Below are 20,821 nucleotides of genomic sequence, written 5' to 3'. Positions count from 1 at the left end.
CAGGTGAATGTGCAAAATAGATTAACGATCCGCCTGTTAGTAATAAAACTATAGCAGGAAAAAATAAAAGAATTTTACTCAGCAGTGTCATGAAAAGGGAAATAAAAGTTTTTGAGTGAAAGTTAATGGAATTGCATTTCCAATTTGAGTTGGTAATTCACTGTTTTGATAATAAGTTCCATGCAAACGATCCCAAAGTTTTAGATTAGCACCATAATTACAGTTAGGAAACTGGCTAGAATGATGCCATGAGTGATCCTGGGGCAAAATCAACCAAGGAGATAGAAAATGGTAAAACCAACTATTTGCAGGAACAATCAGTTGGCTATGCCTCCATAGATCTAGGACAGAAGTTAAGCTAACTCCTAAAAGATAGCCTGTAGAATTAGCAAACAAGTACAAAAAAAAGCTATTAATCCACAAATAAACAATAAAAAAGCTTGCCCAAATCGTGTTACGAGATGTTCCTAAAACATCCAAATTAGTCACTGTATGATGCACTTGATGAACGTTCCAAAAAAAAGTAGAATGTAGCAGGCGATGATTCCAGTAGTAGAGATAATCAACGGCAACAAAGCTAATCAGAAAGGATAAAATTGGAGAAACATGAAGATATCCGGGTGATATCGGTAGCCAGTAACGATAAAGTTGATAAATTATCGTCGCTTGCATAAGTGGAATTAGCATTCCTTGTACAAATAATCCAGCGCTATCTAATAGCCAATCTTCAAAAGATTTTGCTTTAAGTTGAGTTCTCCCTGATTTATCAAAAATAGTCCAGCCAACTAAGCCGATAAAAGCAACAAAAACTATAATTTGGACAATAATTTGCATAAAAAAGGTTAAACGAAAAATGTAACTTTAACCGATTGATTGGGTAATTGTCGCGGATCTTTTCCCGATGCGATCGCATTTCGGATCGACTCTACAAATACATGAATTGTATCAGCAGGGGTATTAGAAAATTGGGTTCCATATTTAGCGATCGCTTCCCCTTGAATCCCCAATATTTTCACATCCTGCTGAATAATATGTTGTGCTGTCCATCTAACAAACGGACGGGCTAGTTTATTCCAAATGCCATAGTTATAAGTAACATCCGTGTAAACTAGGGTTGAATTTTCCGTTTCGGGAATCGACTGACTGGTAATGAACAAATGGCGGTTGTTTCCCATCTGATATTCGACACTGGTAATATTCGGCATATAAAAGCGATCGTAATGTTTAATTTCCGCACCTTGCTGATTAAGAAAACGACTATACCATCCTAAATTAATCGTTTCGTTACAATAATTAACCAAAACAGAACCATTTTCTCGTTGTACAATCATTTGTAGCATTTGTTGGCAAGATTTGCGGAAAATACCGGGATGCACAAAGGCAGTATGGGGAATATCAATGAAGTTTTCTACACAATTAGTCACATTATTTTGAAAACGGTTAATAACTCGTATTGTTTCCCATCCTTGCTCTTGATAATGAGGCATAAAAAACGGGTTAAAATCTTCACTAGGATCGTCAGCTAACCGCACATAAACATAACCATCTTGTTCTTTTGTTGCATAACATTTTGCTCGACGTTGTTGGGATAATTTAATTAAATTCCCCTCCGAAGGAATAGCAATAACATTACCATTTTGATCGTAAATCCAACCATGATAAGGACATTGTAGTGCGCCGTTACAAACCTTTCCAACGGATAGGCGACTACTGCGATGCAAACAGCGATCGCGCAACGCCACAGCTTGTCCATTTTCTCCCCGAAATATTGCTAACCATTCTCCTAAAAGCGATCGCGCTAATACCGTGTTAGGCTTTAATTGGTTGCTCAGTGCAACAATGTACCAAAAATCTTCAAATTGCATGGTGTATGGTGGGGAGAAACCAGAGTAATCGTATTTTAATTATGGCAAATTATAAAAAAATATCAGTTAATCTATTGCCTCCCAATCGTCACCTGGTTTATCATTAAAAGTGATACTGATAGACAAAAAATCATAATGAACTTACAAGAATTGCAAAAGCAGGCATTACAGTTACCGATTAAAGAGCGCCGGCAATTAGTACAAACCCTGTTAGAGTCATTGCAGCGAGAAACCAGTTCTGAACTAGAAAAGCCGACACCAACGTCAACAACAGTCCGTCGTTTTTTGGTAAAATTACAGCCAGAAGCCAGGCTTCAACTGGAAAAGCTAAGACAACAAACGTTAACAACACTCACCAGTCCTCTACAAAAATTGTCATTGCAGCAAGAAACCAGTTCTGAATTGAAAAAGGGAAACCTTTCTCGATTACGAGGAATTGCCAAAACGACAGAAACATCGGGTGAAGATGTCGAAACAGATTATATTAACTATCTTACCCAAAAATATCAGTAATGCGAGTTTTAATTGACACAAATGTTGTTCTTGATTTTTTGCAAGAGCGAGAACCTTTCGTTGATGATGCAGCCAAAATATTTGCAAAAATTGATGCTGGAGAACTTGAAGGGTTTATTTCAGCCATAACAATTACTAACATTTATTACATTATTCGTAAAGTATCTGGAAAGATAACTGCACAAGATGCAATAGCGCAAATTATGACAGACTTGCATATTTGTGCGGTTGATAGAGAAATTTTAGAACAAGCAATCACATTGAATTTTCAAGATTTTGAGGATGCAGTACAATGTGCTTGTGGAATAGCAAATGAAGTAGATGCGATCATCACCCGTGATCCTTCTGGATTCGTCAACGCGGGAATTTTAGTAATTCCACCTGGAGCGTTAGGAAATATTATGGGTAAGTAAATTAAGCAATCACCCCAACATCGTGTTAGGCTTTAATTAATCGCTCAATGCAACAATCTACCAAAAATTTTCAAATTGCATACAGTATCGTTTATAAGAAAATAAGATATTCCTATAGTATGTTAATTTCGACATTAGCTGTGAGGTCAATTTGACAAGCTAATCGAGCATTTGAAACATTAGGAGCTAAAGTATCTAACATTTCCTGCTCATCTGCTTTAGCAGCAGGAATATCACCGATTACTTTAACTAAGCAAGTTCCACAAATTCCAGTCCGACAACCAAACAAAACAGGTGAATTCTGAATGGTTAGATGTTCGGATAAGTTTTGATGACGTTGCAAAGTAATGGAAAGATAATCAGTTTCGGGAAAGGAGATTTTACACAAATTAGACATGGCAGAAATCCTATTAATATTGCTGTTCAAAGCGTTGAAAAGCGGTTTTTTGAGTTGCTAAATATTGGGGAATCGAATTAGATGCCATTAGCGTCATTTCTCGATTGCGTTTCCATAAGTAATCGAGCTTTTCCACATACACTTTATAAGATTCCATTGCTTCTTGATGGGTTAAATAACTGCGGTGTAATCCCTCTGATTCCTCAGTAAAGCAGCGTCGCATCATGTCTTTAGCGTCTTTTTCAGTTAGGTTAAAAATAGGCGATCGCAACACGCGATAAATCTTGCTATACAGTGCCGGATCATACCAAAAAATCCCATTAATTGCAGCAGAAAAATGAAAATGATCTCGTTGACATCCCCATACTCCTAAATTCGCTACAAACTTTTCAAATGCTGTTGGAGGTGCAAGGCAAGTGACAACTTCGTGAGATACAATTGTAGAACTATTAAAATGAAAACTCTCGTCTAAAAAATGATAGTAGGAAACTTTAGCGGGAATGGGTGCTAACTCTTGATTGGTATGTTTTTGATAGTAGTTGCTGAGTTTATGCTGAATTAATTTACCATTTAATGTCCGCACGCCTCGGACAGTAAAATACTGACAAGCTAAAAAAGTATTATTGGCAGAAATTAAACCAAAGTATTGAAGTTGAATCTTTTTCCACCAGGTTTTTAACGCATTTGTATCTGCATAAACCATTGTTTCTGTAAAGGGCGATCGCATCGGGTAAGTGAAAATTAATTCTCCAAACAAAGCTTTTTCTACTTGTTTGGAAATCGTTCTAAATGCGTTAATATGGGTGCGCTCTTGAGACGATTCTAAATCTAATGTATCGCAAATCAAACGGAAATCTTCATAGGCGTAAAGACCAGTAGCGCTAGTTTGATTAAAAAAGATAGTGGCAATTTCAGCCGAGACAATTTGCGAATAGTAAGCGACCCAGTAAAGTTGATTCAAAATTAAGCGCTGATCTGGACTCGATTGCTCCCATAAAGGAGTACCATACAGTAAAGAAAACTCCTCTGGATTCCAATATTCATTTTTACAATCTTCATAACAAAACTTTTCAACAGCTTCATCCATTAAAGTCGTCTGATCTTGCTGTTTGTTGCGTTTATAATTAATTTGTAACTTGCGATAAATAGTGGGATGCTCTAACAGTTGATTTTCCATATTAAAGTTTAAGTTAAGTTAACACATTGGTGAGCAGGTAAGGGAACAAAAGCCCCTCGTTCTTCTAAAGTTTGAATGATCGCCTCTACCGATTTTATTCGCATGAGCGATCGCAATAATTTTAACCTGGTTCCGCTATGGGTTTCCGTATCCAACTCTTCTAGGATTTGGATTTTTTGCGATCGCGAAAGGTGTCCTTTCACCTGTGTGATCGCCGTTAGCACATTCTGGGGGCCAACTTGTACCATCATTAAAAACTTTGCCAACAGTTCAATCATTAATTCTTGACTAGATTTTGAAATTAAAATTTTCTCAAACAATAAATTTCCAGTTGCGTGATGGCGTGCTTCTGCATCCAAAAAACTAGAAAAAATTTCTGCAAGATTTTGATGACAACATTCTTTTGCTAGTCGGCGATAGTGACTTAAACCCCATCCTTCTAACACCACTTGCAACACAAATAATAACACAGTTTTATCCGTACCTTCAACAACTTCTGCCAATAAGTTTAGAAATGGATCTTGATGATTAGTTAATTCAATTTCTGGCAAAAAACAACTGATTTGACTCAGATGATTGGCTTCATCTGCTGCAAATAAACCGTAAAGCATTCGTTCTTCAACGGTTTCTGCTAAAAGCGTCATCTTTGCCATATAACCAACGCCTGCATTCTCAATATAATACGCTTCTTCTAATAAGCTGCGATTTGTGATTTGAAGAATAGCAGACTGTTCGCGATCGCTTGCTTCTTGAAAAATTTTGACTCGATTGAGATGAAAAAAATCCGCATTCCAATATTGACCACTTACGTCAATTTTAGGACGTTCTTGCTTTGGCAATGCTGCCGTCAAAACCCGTCTTAATTTGTTATTCGAGGTGATATGAGGTAAATTTAATCCGGTAATTTGGGATTCTGATAATGGTTGATTCATGCTAGGGTACTCAAAAAATAGATGGATTGCGATCGCGATTTTCTACTTGATCAACCGCTTGCCAAGTTTTCCAGTTCAGTGCTTTCTGGCGGTTAACCTGTTGGATAAATTCTCCAATGGAATGATCCGCTTTTGTGGGAGTTTTTAAGTCAAATTGAATGGTTTCAAAAACTTGTGTATCTCCCTTAGCAAAGTAATTACCAACCTGTTGAGTTAACCACAGTAACCCCTGATTAATTCCCCATTTCAAACATCCCGATCTTTTGGGGGTTATTAAAATTGTTTGTCCCTCGGTTTTTCCCCCCTCAATCATTCGCAGTGCAAAGACAATATAGAAGTGTAAGAAATCGGGGCCAAGGGTTACTGTTCCTGTACTACCATACCAATAACACATACTATAAGTCACTTCATTTTTATAAAGCGGACGAATCAAACGAATTAACCCAGAATTATTACCTCCCCTGGTTGTATTGCTAAAAGTAATAGCATGAGGATTCAGTTCTTTAGACTCAAAAATAATCTCTAAAGGTAAATTGTGAACTGTATTAAAGTGATGAGCATCAATTGCATTAATTAACAGTACATTGGGATGACAGTTTTTAATAAATCGAGTCCCCAAACGATAATCGCAATCTACCTGTTCTAATTCCGGTACAAAAGGCAGTAAATTAGGTAAATCTTCTCCCACCCACACCCAAATTAAACCATAATTTTCTGCTGTTTGCCAAGTTTTTATACACACATTTAGGGGTTTTTCCAATGAAGGAATATCAATGCAAATCCCCTCCGCATTATATTTCCAATTATGGAAAAAACAACGAATTCCATCCCCTTCTACCTTCCCTTCTGCCAAATGGGCTCCCATGTGGGGGCAATAGGCATCTACCGCCACCACCTGACCACTAATACCCCGATAAATGGCTAAGTTTCTACCCAAAAGCGTGACCGCTTTCACCTTCCCAACTTTTAATTCTTTAGAGGGTAATACCCAGTACCATCCCTCAACAAATTGAGTGGGATTATTAAAAATAGCATGAGGTTTTTGATCAGACATAAGAATTAAATTAAAACTGAGTTTTGCACAAATTCTAGGGGTGATTCTGCATCCCACATTCGTTGTCCAGCCGGGGTGAGATTTTCATAACAAATTTCTGTTAAACACACCAATTCATCACCTAATTTATAACCTGGGTTTTGAGTTGTAAAAAAATGAATATGGCGGTTAGTTTGTCGTCCCGATGGAATTTCTATTAATTTATCCTGAAGAATTTGGGGAGATTTAAAGCGGACAATACCCGTTGCTTTTTTATAAAAATCGCCATAATATTCTTCTGCTAAACTTGCCATTAACTTTTCAATAAAAACAGGGGTATTTGTGTTGTATTGAGGATAGAACTCTTTCCAAAATATGGGTAGAAAGCGATAGGTACGAAAACCCGAACAAATAAGCAGCCAATATAGTTTATTTTCAGTATGTTGTTGACGTAAAAAATTAACGGCAGCGATCCAAGTTCGAGGTGAAGTGGTGCTTGACCAAACACTGGGATCGACGATCGTATCCCCTGAATAAACAACACTAATTTTTTTCCCTAAAAAACTCGTCTGACACAACATTAAGGTCGAAAAGCCTTTTAGGGTATTAGTTGTTTCATCTCTTAACAATAACGCCCAATTTTTGCGCTCAAGATCGGTCTGGAACCGATCCCATGTAATACCCAGAAAATGATTGTTTAAAAGGGCATACATGGCAGTGCGATCGCTAGGATGTAGCTTGGTAATGGGAACTAGCCAACTCTTCATGATTGGGAAACTACCGGAACTCGGTTTTCAAGTATACTCTTCTAGTTTACTCAATGTTATTTGATAACAGCAATATATCACCTCTATAAGATAATAAACTTAATGCAAATAAGTTTACTATTTTTTCAGGATTAAGTTATTTTTGATGGATTGATTTCAAATGACAATTTTCATCCTGTGACCATTGAGATGGTTCAAGTTGATTAACATACTGTATATATTGAACTAGGGGTTGATCAATAGTGAGAATTACTTGCGGATTAAACCGAATATTATCATAAATTTTGCCATCTTCATCCCTGAGCATATAATAAGCCAAACGGGTACAAAATAATAAAAACTGACTGAACAAATAACCCAGGATTCCCTTCCGTTTTTCGGTGACATAAATCGGTTGAATTCGGGTTTTTTGTGGTGCGATCGCCGTATAAGCATAGATCATGTAAAGCGAAGGAAATAGCCGTACATTTTTCATCATTGTGAGTAAACCAATACAACCATCTGCATAACGCATAGAATACTCATAACTAGAACCCAAAAATCGCTGTCCTAATCTTTCTCGCCAAGTTGTTTGGGGGAATTGTCCCCGCATCGTAAAGTCAATTTGCGTCCCTAATTCATTTATGTTTAAAGATAGATCCATTTTGATATCTAAATGATGAATAGTTTTCAAATGTTGGGCATCAATTCCATTCATCATACAAATATGATGATGGCAACTTCTTTCAAAAGCATTATCAGCTTGACTGATAATTTCTTTACCCTTCAATTCATCAAATTCAACAAGTTTTTCCGGTGCTTTAGCATCGGGATAAATCCAAATAAAGCCATATTTTTCCTCGGTTGCGTAAGCTGTTAATTTAGCTTGATGGGGAATTTCTGATTGACAGGGAATATTTTGACAAACTCCTGTTTCATCAAATGCCCAATAATGAAATGCACAGCGAATCAAATTCCCATCAACTTGCCCAATTCCTAAATCTGTTCCGAGATGAGGACAATAGGCATCTAAAGCCCGAACTTTTCCATCTTCCCCTCGAAAAATGACAATTTTTTGACCGCAAATTTCTATAGATTGTGCTTTTTTCTGAGATAATTCTTGACTAGGACAGGCAATATACCAACCTTTGGTAATAATATTCCAATTGTTAAAATTTTTCATAAAAAATCTTTATTTATAAGTCGGTTAATTTACTTTTAATTGATACTGCTGTAAAATTTCTTGACATTGGTGGATATCCTCTCTATATTTGCCCGATAAAACCCTAAATAGCATTTTACCTAAACAGAAAGAAGCTCGCCACGAGAAAACTGCATCTTGTAAATTAATATGACTTCGTTCAAATAAAAAATGTCCAGCTAATCCGATTAACTGCGTAATAGGCAAACCTAAGAGTGACCAGTAATTTTGGGATTTCCAACTGATCAAAAGTAAGCCGTAAAAGAAGAATATACCGATAATGTGAAGGGCGATATTGAGCGGATGTTGGTGTTTCAGAACAAAAATATCCCAATAGTCTGTAAAAGGATGATCGAGAATGCGATCGCTAATTCTATTTCTCAATTTTGGATCGATTGAATTCATAAATTATTAGAGTTAAAAGATGGAAATAAAACGGTTCCCAGACGTTCTCGACCTAAAATTTCCCTAACTTGACCCCGACTAACGACTTGAATTCCCTTAATATAAACCGCTTCTACAATTTCTTCAGATCCCCGTTTAACCATGCGAGGTTCGCCATCTAAAATGGGATCAAAAATTTCGACTTGGGGACTAATTGGTTGGTTAAAAAATTGAGGATTCAGTAAAACGAGATCAGCTTGAGCGCCAATATTCAGAACACCTGTATCTAGCCTAAACCAACGAGCGGGTTCTCCGGTAACGCGAGCGATCGCCACTTCTGGTTTCAGAAACTTCGTTGCCACCGCTTGCTTGAGCAAAGATAACGCCCCATCGTAGTAACCCAAGTTACGGACATGAGCCCCCGCATCAGTAAAACCGGGCAAAATATAGGGGTGCTGCATCAGTGCTAAACGAGGTGCTAAACGATCGTTCGCTCCCGTCGCCACCCAACGCAGATCCGTGTCATATTTCCGCAACGCCTCAATAAACAAATCTACAGGTTTCTGTTGCTTTTGAGCAGCAACTTCAGCAAAACTTAATCCTTGCCAACTCGTTTCGGGACAACGCACGATTTCCATTAAATCTAACTGACGATGAAATGATTTCCGCCAATTATTTAACCATTCTTGGCGAAATTGACGGCGAAACGTTTCCGACTCCCATAATTGTTGCCGTTTTTGTCGTGAATTGCAGCTATTGAGTTGTGCGCCTGTGGGGAATTCTTCAAATAAGGGAGTAACAGACCCATCAGAATAAATGGTGAAAGGTTCGGTTAAGGTTTGAAAGCGAACATTCCCCTTAAGAATGTGGTTCCAAAAATAAAGCAAGGGAGAAAAGATTCGCCACAATTTGCGATCATGAACGGCATCTAGTGCTGATAAAACTGCCAACCTTAACGGTTTTTGCCCAATTCCCGAACCCATGCGAAGAATATCTAAAAAAGAGGCAAGTCGCTGTAAATTTGGAGTGACTTGAAACACTAAATCTCGTTCTCGACAAAGATCAGCAAGCATCGCATATTCTGGAAGTTTGGCGTGTTGGGATGGGATTGTGCAACCCCTCCATTCTCCACTCATCCGATGCCAGGGAAACATATCTATTGAAATGCCAATAAATCCAGCATCTAAAGCATCTGTGGCAATTTGTTGCATGGTTTTAAGTTCAGTTTCTGAAGGTTGAACTGTTAAGCTGCGTTCCAATCCCATCACATGAGCGCGTAAGGCACTATGCCCCAATAAAGGCGCAATATTAGCACCAAGTTGTAATTGTTTTAAATGTTCTAAATATTCTGCGGGTGTGTCCCAAGAAACCGATTGTTTTAACCATTTTTCAATTAATTTATGAGAAAGAGTTTCGACTCTCTGAAATATATCTGCCAGCATTTGGGGTTTACCAACTGCAACCGATAAGCTGCAATTACCAATCACAACGCTGGTAACACCATGACGCACTGATTCGCTTAATCCGGGTGCAATTTCTAGCTCTAAATCGTAATGAGTGTGAATATCAATAAATCCCGGTGTTACCCATAAACCGGACGCATCGATAATTTGATGAGCATTGGGGGGAAGAGAAGATGCGATCGCCACAATCTTCCCCTTTTCAATCCCAATATCTCCTCGCATTGGTGCGGAGCCTAAACCGTCGAAAATTAACCCGTTTTGAATTAGCAAATCTAACATAATTGTTGATATTTTATCCCTTGATTTACTTTATTAAATTACTTAAATTTTAAGTTAGATAAATCCCGATTCAATTGATGGTTTAGTCTTATTAAGCTGATTTTCCATAATGCTCTGTTTTTATCCACTGCGATCGCCCCCCTTTCACACACATCCTTAATGTAACAAAAATCATCACAGGAATCCAATGCACCATATAAAACGAACCTTGAATAGTTGCCCAAATTAATCGCCATCCTCTTAAATTTTGATATTGGTATATTCCTGCTATAAACCCAACCGTTAGAAGCAACCCAAGTAAAGTTTGTAGAGGGAAAAGAACCGGATGATGGCTATAAAAAACTGTCCATAAGAGATCGGCAATTAACCCGATGGGAAGTAAAAATTGCAATAATAAAAATAATAATAAATCCAGTTCTTTTTGCCAATTTAAAGTTAAAATATTCGGAAAATAATCGAGGTAACGCTGATAGCCCCCTTCTGCCCAACGACAGTGTTGATGCCAAAGGCTTTTCCAGTTTGTCACCCCTTCCTCCTGAACTGCTGATAACGTGAAAAACTCGATTTCTGTACCAATTAAATATAGTTGGAATGTGAAATCTAAATCTTCAGTTACCGTATCTTCACTCCAACCGTTACACTGTTCTAGCAATTCTCGCCGCACTAACATTCCATTCCCCCGGAGTTCAGTCATTCCAGCCGCAGCAATACGATGAGTTTGCAGAAAAGCATCACAATTCATTTCCATTTGTTGGCAACGAGTCAGGAAATTGGTATCAGCATTAGAAATCGCTTTTCTGGTTTGTACTGCACCGATCGCATTTTGCCCAAATAAAGGAACGGTTTGTATTAAGAAATCGGCCGGAAGTTGAGCATCGGCATCACAAATTAAAATAATCTCTCCCTGAGTAAAAGGAAAAACCGAGTTCAATGCCCCAGCTTTACCGCCTTTTGATTCTCGACGATGCACTTTTAACCCGGAAAATTGACTTTGCAATTGATTCAAAATATGGGGAGTTTGATCCGTACTCCCATCATCAATTACCCAGATATCCAAAAGAGCAGTTGGATAATTTAGGTGAAATAGGTTATCAACTAAATCAGTTAAAACGGCACTTTCATTTTTAGCGGGAACTAAAATAGAAACTCTGGGCAAATCAACATCAACTTCGATCTGGGGCGAAGTTGGTTTTGCTATCAACATCCGTACGATTTGAATCGTCAGGATTGCCGTTAATCCGCCCATCAACCATTGTGTTTGGGGTTGCCAGTGCAGTAAACTGACGATACCCCAAATGAATAGAACAACCAGCCTTGCTTTCCAATGTCGATTCGACTCGACACGGCTATCACGACTTAAGTGATCAATACGAGTTCCCATTCTATGAGCTACAGCCTTGACGTTACTTGTTTGCGGCTACGATGCCAGAACAGCATCCCCACAGCCCCCACGATAGCACCGCCCAACCCCGTAGCAACGGCGATCGCACGCCCCGCTTTTTGAGCACCATACAGTAAAGGGTTATTCAGTAGATTAGACGAGAAATGCAGGGATTGAATCGTCCATCTCCCCTGAAACTTTTGCATCACGGCTGTCCAGCGCATTGCCATATTAGCAGAATTACCATCTTGGAAAGAGAAAGTTGCGATCGCATCTCCGTAGGAAACCTCAGTCTCCGACGAGAGAAACCTTCTCGGATCGTCCACCTTAACTTCCATTGCGATCTTTTGGATCGAACTGGAAAACTGCTGATTCCAGTATTTCTCAAACTCTTGCACCTGATGAAACACCTGGTTATCCACAGTTGTAATCGTGAATGAGGGGTGTAAGTAAGGCTCAATTTTGGAAAAATCACGAGTGTTGATAGCTTTTAAGGCTATCTCCCGCGCCTGAATAATCCCATTGATGTCCTGTTGATTAGCCTCTGCTAAGGCGCATTGAGGCATATTCCAAATTATCAACACTAGCAAAATGCTCCAAAGTAGCTGCCAATATTGATGTGCAATTGTGAATTTTTGTTTGTTCATAAGTAGTTACACAAACAGGACTTACGCAGAATACCCAATTATACACCATCTGTAGGGGCTAACGGCCGTTCGCCCCTACTAGATATGGTTGTTTTGCGTAAGTCCTGACAAAATAAATTACCTAGTTGAGAGAGGGAACAGCCCCCCCAAACCCCCCGTGCACGGGGGGCTAGGGGAGGAGGGAACAGGGTGGAGGATGTGTAATTAATTTTGTTTAGGTACTTACCAGATTATTTTTTGACTTCAGTGCTAATCTAACATCTGATTGAAGTGGAAGTGAAAACTGCTGACCGTTGGAGTTAGAGATTTGACATATTCTATTTAGAAGAACGAACTAATAAAAAACTCGCAATTCCAATTCCTAAAAATGTCGGTAACCAAGCTGCAAAAAAGGGAGTCATAATTTCTTTTTGACCTAATGCTCCGGTAATAAAAGACAGTAAATAATATCCGAAAATCACGATTACACTAATCCCAAAACTGGTTGCTCGACTGGTACTTTGGGGTCTACTTCCTAATGCAACACCCAATAATGCAAAGACAACACAGGAAAAAGGGAGAGCATATTTTTGTTGAATTCTAACTTGAGTTTTAACAATTTTTTGTTGATCTCCACTCAATTTCATTAACTTTAAATAATCTCGAGCTTGAGTAATATTCATCTCATCAAACCCTCGTTTCCGTGACGCTAAATCTAGGGGAGTACGAGAAAGTTGAATCTGTTTATGATCAAAACGAACAATATTACGATAAGAGCCATCGGGATTGACAATATAAACCGTACCATTAAAGAAATCCCAAGTATTAGCAGAAAAATTCCAATTAGCAGATTTTGAAGAAATAATTTGAGTTAATTCCGGTTGGGAAAGATCTAAGATAGTCACCTCTAACATTTTACCTTTGTCAAATCTTTGGGCATAAAATAACCGCACTAAACGACTAAATTTTTTATCAGTTCCTTCTATTTTAATTTTCTCATATTCGGGATAAAAAATATTATCTTCTTGAACAGGAAGGTTGCCTTCATTTAATGCCTGTTCATAGGTGACAGATGCTTTATAATTAGCCGCCGGAACAATTACCTCATTAAACCAAAAGGTTAAACCCGTGATCATTAAACTAAAAATCAATGTTGGTACTAATAGCCGATATAAACTAATTCCACAACTTTTCATGGCAATTAATTCACTATCACTTGATAAACGACCATAGACCATTAAGGTACTTAAAATCATCGCCATGGGAAAGGCTAAAACGATGAATTCTGGCATTTTTAAAAGAAAAACCTCAACCGCAATCCCCACGGCTAAACCCGACTCCGCCACCTGTCTAACCAAGTCAAAAACCGTTCCTACGGTTAATGCAACGGAACTAAATAATCCCACTCCAAACACAAAGGGCGGAACTAATTCTTGAATTAAATATCGATCTAAAATTGAAAGATAGGGCGGGAGAAATTTACCAGAAATAAAAGACTGATCAAAAGTAATTTTCATATAGCAATTCTAAATAGGTTGTACCATTTTAATACTGACATGAAAAAGCCAGAAGTTAGACCCCTGTTCCCTCCCCCCCTAGCCCCCCGTGCACGGGGGGTTTGGGGGGGCTGTTCCGGTGTTCCCTTTTGATCAGGGATTTTAAACACAACTCAAATAGGATTGCTATAGTTGAAAACTGTCACCTAAATAATACTGCCGCACTAGGGGATTATTATAGAGTTCTTCAGCAGTTCCCGATGCAAAAATTTGCCCATCTCGCATAATATAAGCTCGGTCTGTAATAGCTAAAGTTTCCCTAACATTATGATCCGTAATCAAAATTCCCATATTTCGAGTGCGTAACTGAGCGACAATTTCTTGAATTTCAGAAACTGCAATCGGGTCAACACCAGCAAAGGGTTCATCTAAGAGTAAAAACTGAGGTAATTCTAACCCCGCCGCTAAAGCCCTGGCCAGTTCCGTCCGTCGTCGTTCTCCCCCAGAAACCTGATAACCTAAAGTCGAGGCTACTTTTTCTAAGCGAAATTCCCTTAGTAAAGTATGCAGACGTTTTTGCCACAAATGACGCGGAACATGGGTTTGTTGCAACACCAATAAAATATTATCCTTGACAGTCAGATGTCGAAAAATACTCGCCTGTTGCGTTAGATAACCAATTCCTAACCGGGCGCGTTGATGAATCGGTAAATGGGTAATATCAATTTCATTCAGATAAACATTCCCTTGGGTCGGTTTTTCTAGTCCCGTAGCAATATAAAAGGTTGTAGTTTTACCAGCACCATTTGGCCCCAATAATCCCACAATTTCCCCTTGACAAACCGATAAATTAACCCGACTAACAACGGTACGTTTCCGGTAGGATTTGTGAATATTCTCCAGCACTATTTTCATAACCAGATTTGTTAGAAATTATTTAAGGATTACGCGGTGCTGAAGGCGCGCTTAATGGGTTTTTAAAAGCAGGTTTAGGATTAAAAGGTTCAACTGTTGTGTTTTTCGGGCTGGCACTTTCATCGGGTACTAAATACATAGATTCGACCTGTCCTCCCCCTTGCGGTAAGGCGATAAACCGTCCTTCATCAATTAAATAGGTGACGGTTTCCCCGCGAATTGTATTCCCTTCTTGCAAAACAAATACATTTCCACTGAGAATGATTCGACGTTCTCGACTAAAATATTGGGCTTGGGCTGCGGTGGCCTGAATACTGCGGGCGGGATAGTTAATTTGAACATTGCCCCTAGCGGTGACAATTCCCGTTTGAGCATCGGCTTCTTGAATATCGGAGCGCACGGTCATCGCCCGCCCGACGGCGTTTTTAGCGGGGGGGGCCTGGGCATAACTAGCCGCAGAACTGACTACACTATCTGTAAGGAAACTACTGACTAGGGCAATGGGTAACAGGAGTGTAAACCCCAAGGGAAGGGTGATTGAATTTAACAGTTTGGCAATCAGCATTATGATGTTGGAAACTCTAAAATGTTGACTGGGCGGTGCAATTGAGTCGTAGACATTGAAATTGACACCTTATAGTCGGTGTGTCCATTGTACTCTATCCGCTTCATGACACTTACAACAACCTCGCACAAAGCCCACGCACTTCAGTCGTGGGATGTAGTGCGACCCCCTTTAGGGGTGTGAGGGTTTTAATGTAATCCCTAAGAACTTCAGCCATTGATAATCCTTCTGATTCAGCATGACTTTTGAGACGTTCATATTCTTTCTCGTTAACATTAAACTGAATTTTCTTTTCCCTTGACATACTCTATTGCTGAATATATAGCAAAAGGCAATATAGATCGCCCTTAAACCAACTCTACATCACACGCACTCTATTAATGCCAAATCTACGAGGGTGATCGCTCTTTTTCAAGGTAAATAACTCAAGGTAAATAAGATGACAGGCCCACACAAAACTAGACAGTATCTACTGATTAGAAAGATTTATGATTTGATTCATAGAATCTTCTAAATGTTTTAATAAAGTATCGACATCTTTTCCAACTTGTTGAAAACATTCTGGGGGAGTAGGATTAGATTCAAAATAAATTAATCTGACATGATCAAAACCAATTCCAATGATTAATACTTCTTTTTCCGGTTGATACCCGTCTACAATTCCGACAATTTCTTTTAAGCGATTTTCAACATTTTGATTTAGTTGTTCAATAGTTGATTTCGGACAGGCGACAAAGTGGGGGGTAGGTTTGAGATCAATTCCGAGGGTATTGGGTTCTTCTCCCCATTTTAGGTGTAAACCCCAAGTTAAGGCGGCGAATTCCTGACGGTTATCTTTCACAAACCGATCTAACTGACTTTGCCAACTTTGCTGTCCTAAACCGGGTTGAGTGCTATCAGGTTTAATCATCATAAAAATGGGTAGAAACCCCTAACTTCTAGTTAGGCTTTATATTTCCCCTTTCAGGGAGGAGGGTATGGTTGCCCTCCTAACTCCTATTTCTAGGGTAAAGTTAGCTTCGCCAATGTTTTAAGAGCTTGTTAGGTTAGCAGCACTTCCTTAACCCGATAAAGATGTTTAACCACTAACGACAGAGCCAGGGACTAGCTTCGCATCCAACAGGGTGTCATGACTCAAAAAACGTAGTACACAAGGCACTTAGGCTGGTCAACTATCGCTGAAGGTGAGGCACGAAGCCCCGTCGCTTCAGCGCGGGGTGCTGACTTTTCGACGACTGTTTTTCACTGAGATCCTATTTTAACCCATTATGGGTCAATTCTATCAAATTCTATAGATCTAAGTCGATCTACTGATCAAAACTAGAATAACTGTAATAAAAGTCATGAATTTACTCAGTATTTTTAATGAGTACATGATGTAATCAATAACTGAGTATCCTTAAAAATACGGTATTTTTTAAACTTGATGTATATTAAATTACTTTTATAAATCAATAATTTGGATAAAAAAAATCTAAATTTGAGAAACTTTTTGCCTCAATAAATCGTCTTCGCTGTTTAGTGCATTACTTTCAGGGTCAGGGTTTAAACAGCTTTTAAATCTACTAAATTTTTAATCAGATTAAATTAAATATTTTCCTGATTAATTGAAAATATCCTGAAAAATAGTATAGCTATTGTGAGTCTTTGCGAGGAAAATTAGATTATGAGTCTCGACACTTTTGATTCTGGAAATTTGTTTTTCAGTCCGACCCAAATTATTCCTAATCCTCAAACCTTATCTTTTGGTTTAGGGGTTAATCTTCCCATGGGTAGAAGTTTTACAAATATTACTCCGACTGAAACTAATTTTATTCCTACCAATAATTCTGATTTAATTATTGGTACTGCATTTCAGGATAATATTTTTGCTCTGGGGGGAAATGATACTATTTATGGTTTAGAAGGGAATGATATTTTAGGAGGAAACCAACAAGCTGATCTAATTTTTGGTAATCTAGGAAATGATAGTATTTATGCTGGTCAAGATGACGATACTTTAGCGGGAGGTCAAGATAATGATCTGATTTTTGGTGATGTAGGAAATGATTTTATTTTTGGCGATCGCGGTGCAGATACATTATTTGGAAATCAGAATAACGATATTATTTATGGGGGAAAAGAGGATGATTTAGTCGCCGGAGGTGAAGGAGATGATCAATTATTTGGTGATTTTGGGGATGATATTCTCTATGGAGATTTTGGTGCTGACACGGTAACGGGTGGAGATGGTAATGATCTATTTTATATTGGCAAAACGATGGGAGGATTTGCGATTAATGATGCTGATATTATCACAGATTTTACTTTAAATCAAGATACTATTGGATTATTAGGAGATCTGACATTCTCGGCTTTAAATATTACTCAAGGTACTGGAGAATATGCTAATGATACGATTATTCAGGATAAAAATTCTAGTGAATATTTAGCAATTCTCAAAAATGTAAATAGTAATAGTCTCAATTCTGATAATTTTGTTTTTGACGGTTTTGAGCCAACACCCGATCCAACACCAATACCAACACCCGATCCAACCTCTGTACCGACTCCAATACCAACACCTGATCCCACACCAATACCAACCTCTGTACCGACACCAATACCGACACCCGATCCCACACCAATACCAACGTCTGTACCGACACCAATACCAACGTCTGTACCGACACCAATACCAACACCAGTTCCAACACCCGATCCGACACCAGTTCCAACACCAGTACCGACTCCAGTACCGACTCCAGTACCGACACCAGTACCGACACCAGTTCCAACACCAGTACCTCTTAGTGTTTTAGGGTTTAGTTCTGCTAATTTTAGTGTTAATGAAAATGGCACACTTATTAACACTATTACCATTAATAGAACGGGAGGAAGTAGTGGTTTAGTGACGGCACAAATCACCCCAACGGATGGAACTGCAACGGCAATTTTAGATTATACTAATACTCCCGTAACTGTGACTTTTGCAGATGGAGATATTACTCCAAAAACTGTAATAATTCCGGTCATTGATGATACAATATTTGAACCGACGGAAACCGTTAATTTAGCATTAACTATTACCACCGGAACTGCAACGGTCGGAACTCAAAACACAGCTATATTGCAAATTGTTGATAATGATCCGAGTGATAATCTCCTGTTAAATAGTGCAACCTATTTAGGAACTACTGGAAATGATAGTGGTGCATCGGTTGAAATTTCCCCTGTTGATAATAATATTATTATTGCTGGGAATTTTAACGGTGTGGGAGCAATTCAACGATTACAGAATGGCAATACTGCCCCCTTATCCAATACACCATTAGGCGGTATTGTTAATGATTTAGATGTGGATCGAGATAGTGGGGAAATTGTAGCAGTTGGGGATTTTGGAATTAAGGTTTATAACCCTACAGCTAATACAGTTTTATGGTCACAACCGGGAACTTTTAATCGAGTTGCGATCGCCAATGATGGTACAGTTGCCACTTTAAATAATAGTACCGATACTATTACTTTATGGAATGGAACGGGAACTCAATTAACTAGCACAACCTTAACCGGAACCAATGTCAATCCGGCGGATATCACTATTGATCCTACCACAAAACAAGTCTTTGTTACCGGGTATAATCAAGTTACCAGTCTCTTACAAACTCCTTTCTTACGAGGGTTTGATTCTGCCTTGAATTCCTTATGGAAAACTTGGGATTTCAGTGCAACGGAAGTCACCGGACAAAACTTAGGGGCAGATACCCGGGGAGAACGGATTACTATTGGTAAAGATGGCGGACTTTATTTATTAGGAAAAACCGATGGAGGAAATAACGTTTTTCAACGCAATGGTCAAAACATTACTCAAACTTTAGCAACCTTAGTTAATGTGGATTCTTTTAATAATTTCTCTGGCGCTGGTGCAGGATCTTTCACATTTCACGCCAAAATTAATCCTAATACTGGAATAGTTGATCAGGGTCAATTTATTGTCACCCGCACTAGCACTGGGGCGAATAGTTTTACTCCCAATTCGATTACGGCTGACGAATTTGGTAATATATATATAGGAGGATCTTCGGCTTTCCAATTACAAAATCGTCCTGGTAAAACGATTAATAGTCAACCCGTTGGTGCTTATACCTTGGGAGAAATGGCAGTATTAGGATTATCGGCAGATTATACTGTCAGAAAATTCTGGACTCCGTTAACCCAAACTGGTGACGTAGATGGTGCTAAAGGCAGTGTGAATGGTTTTGCGGTGGCGAAGGGTCAAGCGGTGATTTTGGGAACAGTAACCCAACCATCTGTTACAACAACAACTAACGCGATTAATCCTAATCCATTAGGAGGAAATGATGCTTATTTAGCTACTTGGTTGGTTTAGGAAATCGCCGATCAGCAATTGGGTTTCTAATCGTTATTTTATATTTAGAAACCTAGTTTCTTAGATCTGCGTCGATCAGTTTAAATACCCTCTGATGATGCGCTAGAAGCGCAACAACGGGTTTTTTTGGTATAACCTGTAAATTATCACCTGCACTTATTATGTTAAAACGTTTGACAATTGCCAGATCTTTGCGCCGTCGTTGGTTATATCCGGTGATTTCAATAACTCTTAGCCTGAGTATTGTATTGAGTTCGACGGTCGCAACTTTGGCAATTCCTTTACCGGAATTAATCTTTAGAGGAATTCAAGTTATCCAATTATCGAATTTATCTGCACGTCAGGAAATTGCGATCGGCGAACAAATTAATCAAGAATTACTCTCAAAACAAGTTAAATTATTTCGTAATCAAGAGGCTCAAAGCTATATTAATCAAATTGGTCAACGTCTAGTCCAAGCCAGCGATCGCCCGAATATTCCCTATACTTTTCAAGTAATTGATGATAGTAGTGTCAATGCTTTTGCTACTATGGGCGGGTTTGTTTATGTTAATACCGGGTTAATTGCCGCTGCTAGTAATGAAGCAGAATTAGCGAGTGTAATGGCCCATGAAATCGGACATATTGCCGGACGTCATGCGATTAAACAAATGCGCCAAGCAGCTGTGGCTGCGGGGGTGGCTACGGCTGTGGGTGCGGATCAGAATAAATTAGTCCAAATTGGGGTGGAATTAGCCTTAAACCGCCCTAAAAGCCGTGAAGCTGAATATGAAGCCGATCGCATGGGTTTAGCTACCCTAGCCCGGGCGGGTTATGCTCCACGAGGCGCCGTTGATTTTATGGCTAAACTGTTAAAAAGTGGTTCTCCGCCAACAATTCTCAGCACTCACCCGGCTACAGGCGATCGGATTTCCGCCATGCAAAGACTTATTGATCCGAGTCAGGTTAATTCAGGTGATGGATTAGATAGCAATTCCTATCGCGCTACCGTTGAACGAATTTTATCTTAATTTCTGATCGAATTAATCGAAACTTCACGCGCCTTGAATCGAATTCAGGGCGCTTT

At 38.9% G+C, this 20,821-nt stretch carries 21 protein-coding genes; 4 read left to right on the top strand and 17 right to left on the bottom strand.

Annotated features, from left to right (window positions below; all coding sequences use genetic code 11):
- Window positions 1-87 precede the first annotated feature (87 nt).
- Window positions 88-834: a sterol desaturase family protein gene (locus NMG86_RS12275; protein WP_087882174.1), complete on the bottom strand. Its 747-nt coding sequence runs from the start codon at window positions 832-834 to the stop codon at window positions 88-90.
- A gap of 8 nt (window positions 835-842) precedes the next feature.
- The gene (locus NMG86_RS12270) at window positions 843-1,865 is read right to left on the bottom strand and encodes an aromatic ring-hydroxylating dioxygenase subunit alpha (protein ID WP_026797746.1); all 1,023 of its coding nucleotides are present in this window, start codon (window positions 1,863-1,865) and stop codon (window positions 843-845) included.
- A 135-nt stretch (window positions 1,866-2,000) separates the two neighbouring features.
- Here NMG86_RS12270 and NMG86_RS12265 point away from each other — a divergent pair, with 135 nt between their 5' ends.
- Together NMG86_RS12265 and NMG86_RS12260 are read left to right on the top strand one after the other, a co-directional pair.
- Window positions 2,001-2,378 (top strand): DUF445 domain-containing protein, encoded by a 378-nt coding sequence (locus tag NMG86_RS12265; RefSeq protein ID WP_026797745.1) that lies wholly within the window; start codon window positions 2,001-2,003, stop codon window positions 2,376-2,378.
- Window positions 2,378-2,791, top strand: a complete 414-nt coding sequence (locus NMG86_RS12260; RefSeq protein WP_026797744.1) for a type II toxin-antitoxin system VapC family toxin — start codon at window positions 2,378-2,380, stop codon at window positions 2,789-2,791. Before NMG86_RS12265 ends, NMG86_RS12260 begins: the two co-directional genes overlap by 1 nt.
- Before the next feature lie 112 nt (window positions 2,792-2,903).
- On the opposite strand, the gene NMG86_RS12255 is transcribed toward NMG86_RS12260, so the two are convergent.
- The 15 genes from NMG86_RS12255 to ccmS all read right to left on the bottom strand — a co-directional run bounded on the left by NMG86_RS12255 (window position 2,904) and on the right by ccmS (window position 16,299).
- On the bottom strand, window positions 2,904-3,188 hold the full coding sequence (locus tag NMG86_RS12255; RefSeq protein WP_026797743.1) for a 2Fe-2S iron-sulfur cluster-binding protein: 285 nt from the start codon (window positions 3,186-3,188) through the stop codon (window positions 2,904-2,906).
- Window positions 3,189-3,201: 13 nt separating this feature from the next.
- Window positions 3,202-4,365, bottom strand: a complete 1,164-nt coding sequence (locus NMG86_RS12250) for a hypothetical protein (protein ID WP_026797742.1) — start codon at window positions 4,363-4,365, stop codon at window positions 3,202-3,204.
- A gap of 8 nt (window positions 4,366-4,373) precedes the next feature.
- On the bottom strand, window positions 4,374-5,297 hold the full coding sequence (locus NMG86_RS12245) for a hypothetical protein (protein ID WP_026786713.1): 924 nt from the start codon (window positions 5,295-5,297) through the stop codon (window positions 4,374-4,376).
- Between the two features lie 10 nt (window positions 5,298-5,307).
- The gene (locus NMG86_RS12240; protein WP_026798669.1) at window positions 5,308-6,351 is read right to left on the bottom strand and encodes an aromatic ring-hydroxylating dioxygenase subunit alpha; all 1,044 of its coding nucleotides are present in this window, start codon (window positions 6,349-6,351) and stop codon (window positions 5,308-5,310) included.
- 5 nt (window positions 6,352-6,356) lie between these two features.
- Window positions 6,357-7,097, bottom strand: coding sequence for a hypothetical protein (locus NMG86_RS12235; protein WP_026797741.1), 741 nt, complete (start codon window positions 7,095-7,097; stop codon window positions 6,357-6,359).
- Window positions 7,098-7,233: 136 nt separating this feature from the next.
- Window positions 7,234-8,259, bottom strand: coding sequence for an aromatic ring-hydroxylating oxygenase subunit alpha (locus NMG86_RS12230; protein WP_026786716.1), 1,026 nt, complete (start codon window positions 8,257-8,259; stop codon window positions 7,234-7,236).
- 24 nt (window positions 8,260-8,283) lie between these two features.
- The gene (locus tag NMG86_RS12225; protein WP_026786717.1) at window positions 8,284-8,682 is read right to left on the bottom strand and encodes an Mpo1-like protein; all 399 of its coding nucleotides are present in this window, start codon (window positions 8,680-8,682) and stop codon (window positions 8,284-8,286) included.
- A complete protein-coding gene (locus NMG86_RS12220; protein ID WP_026797740.1) occupies window positions 8,679-10,403 on the bottom strand; it encodes an N-acyl-D-amino-acid deacylase family protein in 1,725 nt (574 codons plus the stop codon). Before NMG86_RS12220 ends, NMG86_RS12225 begins: the two co-directional genes overlap by 4 nt.
- Window positions 10,404-10,494: 91 nt before the next feature.
- Window positions 10,495-11,784, bottom strand: a complete 1,290-nt coding sequence (locus tag NMG86_RS12215) for a glycosyltransferase family 2 protein (protein WP_026786719.1) — start codon at window positions 11,782-11,784, stop codon at window positions 10,495-10,497.
- Between the two features lie 8 nt (window positions 11,785-11,792).
- Window positions 11,793-12,350 (bottom strand): YybH family protein, encoded by a 558-nt coding sequence (locus tag NMG86_RS12210; RefSeq protein WP_237157198.1) that lies wholly within the window; start codon window positions 12,348-12,350, stop codon window positions 11,793-11,795.
- A 398-nt stretch (window positions 12,351-12,748) separates the two neighbouring features.
- Window positions 12,749-13,927 carry an LptF/LptG family permease gene (locus tag NMG86_RS12205; protein ID WP_026797739.1) on the bottom strand — a complete coding sequence of 393 codons (1,179 nt, stop codon included), beginning with the start codon at window positions 13,925-13,927 and terminating at the stop codon, window positions 12,749-12,751.
- Window positions 13,928-14,092: 165 nt separating this feature from the next.
- Entirely contained in the window at window positions 14,093-14,821 is a 729-nt protein-coding gene (gene lptB, locus NMG86_RS12200; protein WP_026797738.1) for an LPS export ABC transporter ATP-binding protein, read from the bottom strand.
- A 22-nt stretch (window positions 14,822-14,843) separates the two neighbouring features.
- Window positions 14,844-15,386, bottom strand: a complete 543-nt coding sequence (locus tag NMG86_RS12195; protein ID WP_036831889.1) for an LptA/OstA family protein — start codon at window positions 15,384-15,386, stop codon at window positions 14,844-14,846.
- 112 nt (window positions 15,387-15,498) lie between these two features.
- Window positions 15,499-15,690 (bottom strand): ribbon-helix-helix protein, CopG family, encoded by a 192-nt coding sequence (locus NMG86_RS12190; protein WP_043938667.1) that lies wholly within the window; start codon window positions 15,688-15,690, stop codon window positions 15,499-15,501.
- A gap of 165 nt (window positions 15,691-15,855) precedes the next feature.
- Window positions 15,856-16,299, bottom strand: coding sequence for a beta-carboxysome assembly chaperone CcmS (gene ccmS, locus NMG86_RS12185; RefSeq protein ID WP_306439083.1), 444 nt, complete (start codon window positions 16,297-16,299; stop codon window positions 15,856-15,858).
- Window positions 16,300-17,052: 753 nt separating this feature from the next.
- Between ccmS and NMG86_RS12180 the strand changes: the two genes are divergently transcribed.
- The gene (locus NMG86_RS12180; protein WP_026797737.1) at window positions 17,053-19,755 is read left to right on the top strand and encodes a Calx-beta domain-containing protein; all 2,703 of its coding nucleotides are present in this window, start codon (window positions 17,053-17,055) and stop codon (window positions 19,753-19,755) included.
- Between the two features lie 161 nt (window positions 19,756-19,916).
- On the top strand, window positions 19,917-20,765 hold the full coding sequence (locus NMG86_RS12175; RefSeq protein ID WP_026786726.1) for a M48 family metallopeptidase: 849 nt from the start codon (window positions 19,917-19,919) through the stop codon (window positions 20,763-20,765).
- The last annotated feature ends 56 nt before the right edge of the window (window positions 20,766-20,821 follow it).

Origin of the sequence: Planktothrix rubescens CCAP 1459/22 (genome assembly GCA_904830895.1) — a bacterium.
GTDB lineage: Bacteria > Cyanobacteriota > Cyanobacteriia > Cyanobacteriales > Microcoleaceae > Planktothrix > Planktothrix agardhii.
This window is presented reverse-complemented; position numbering and strand designations above follow the sequence as displayed.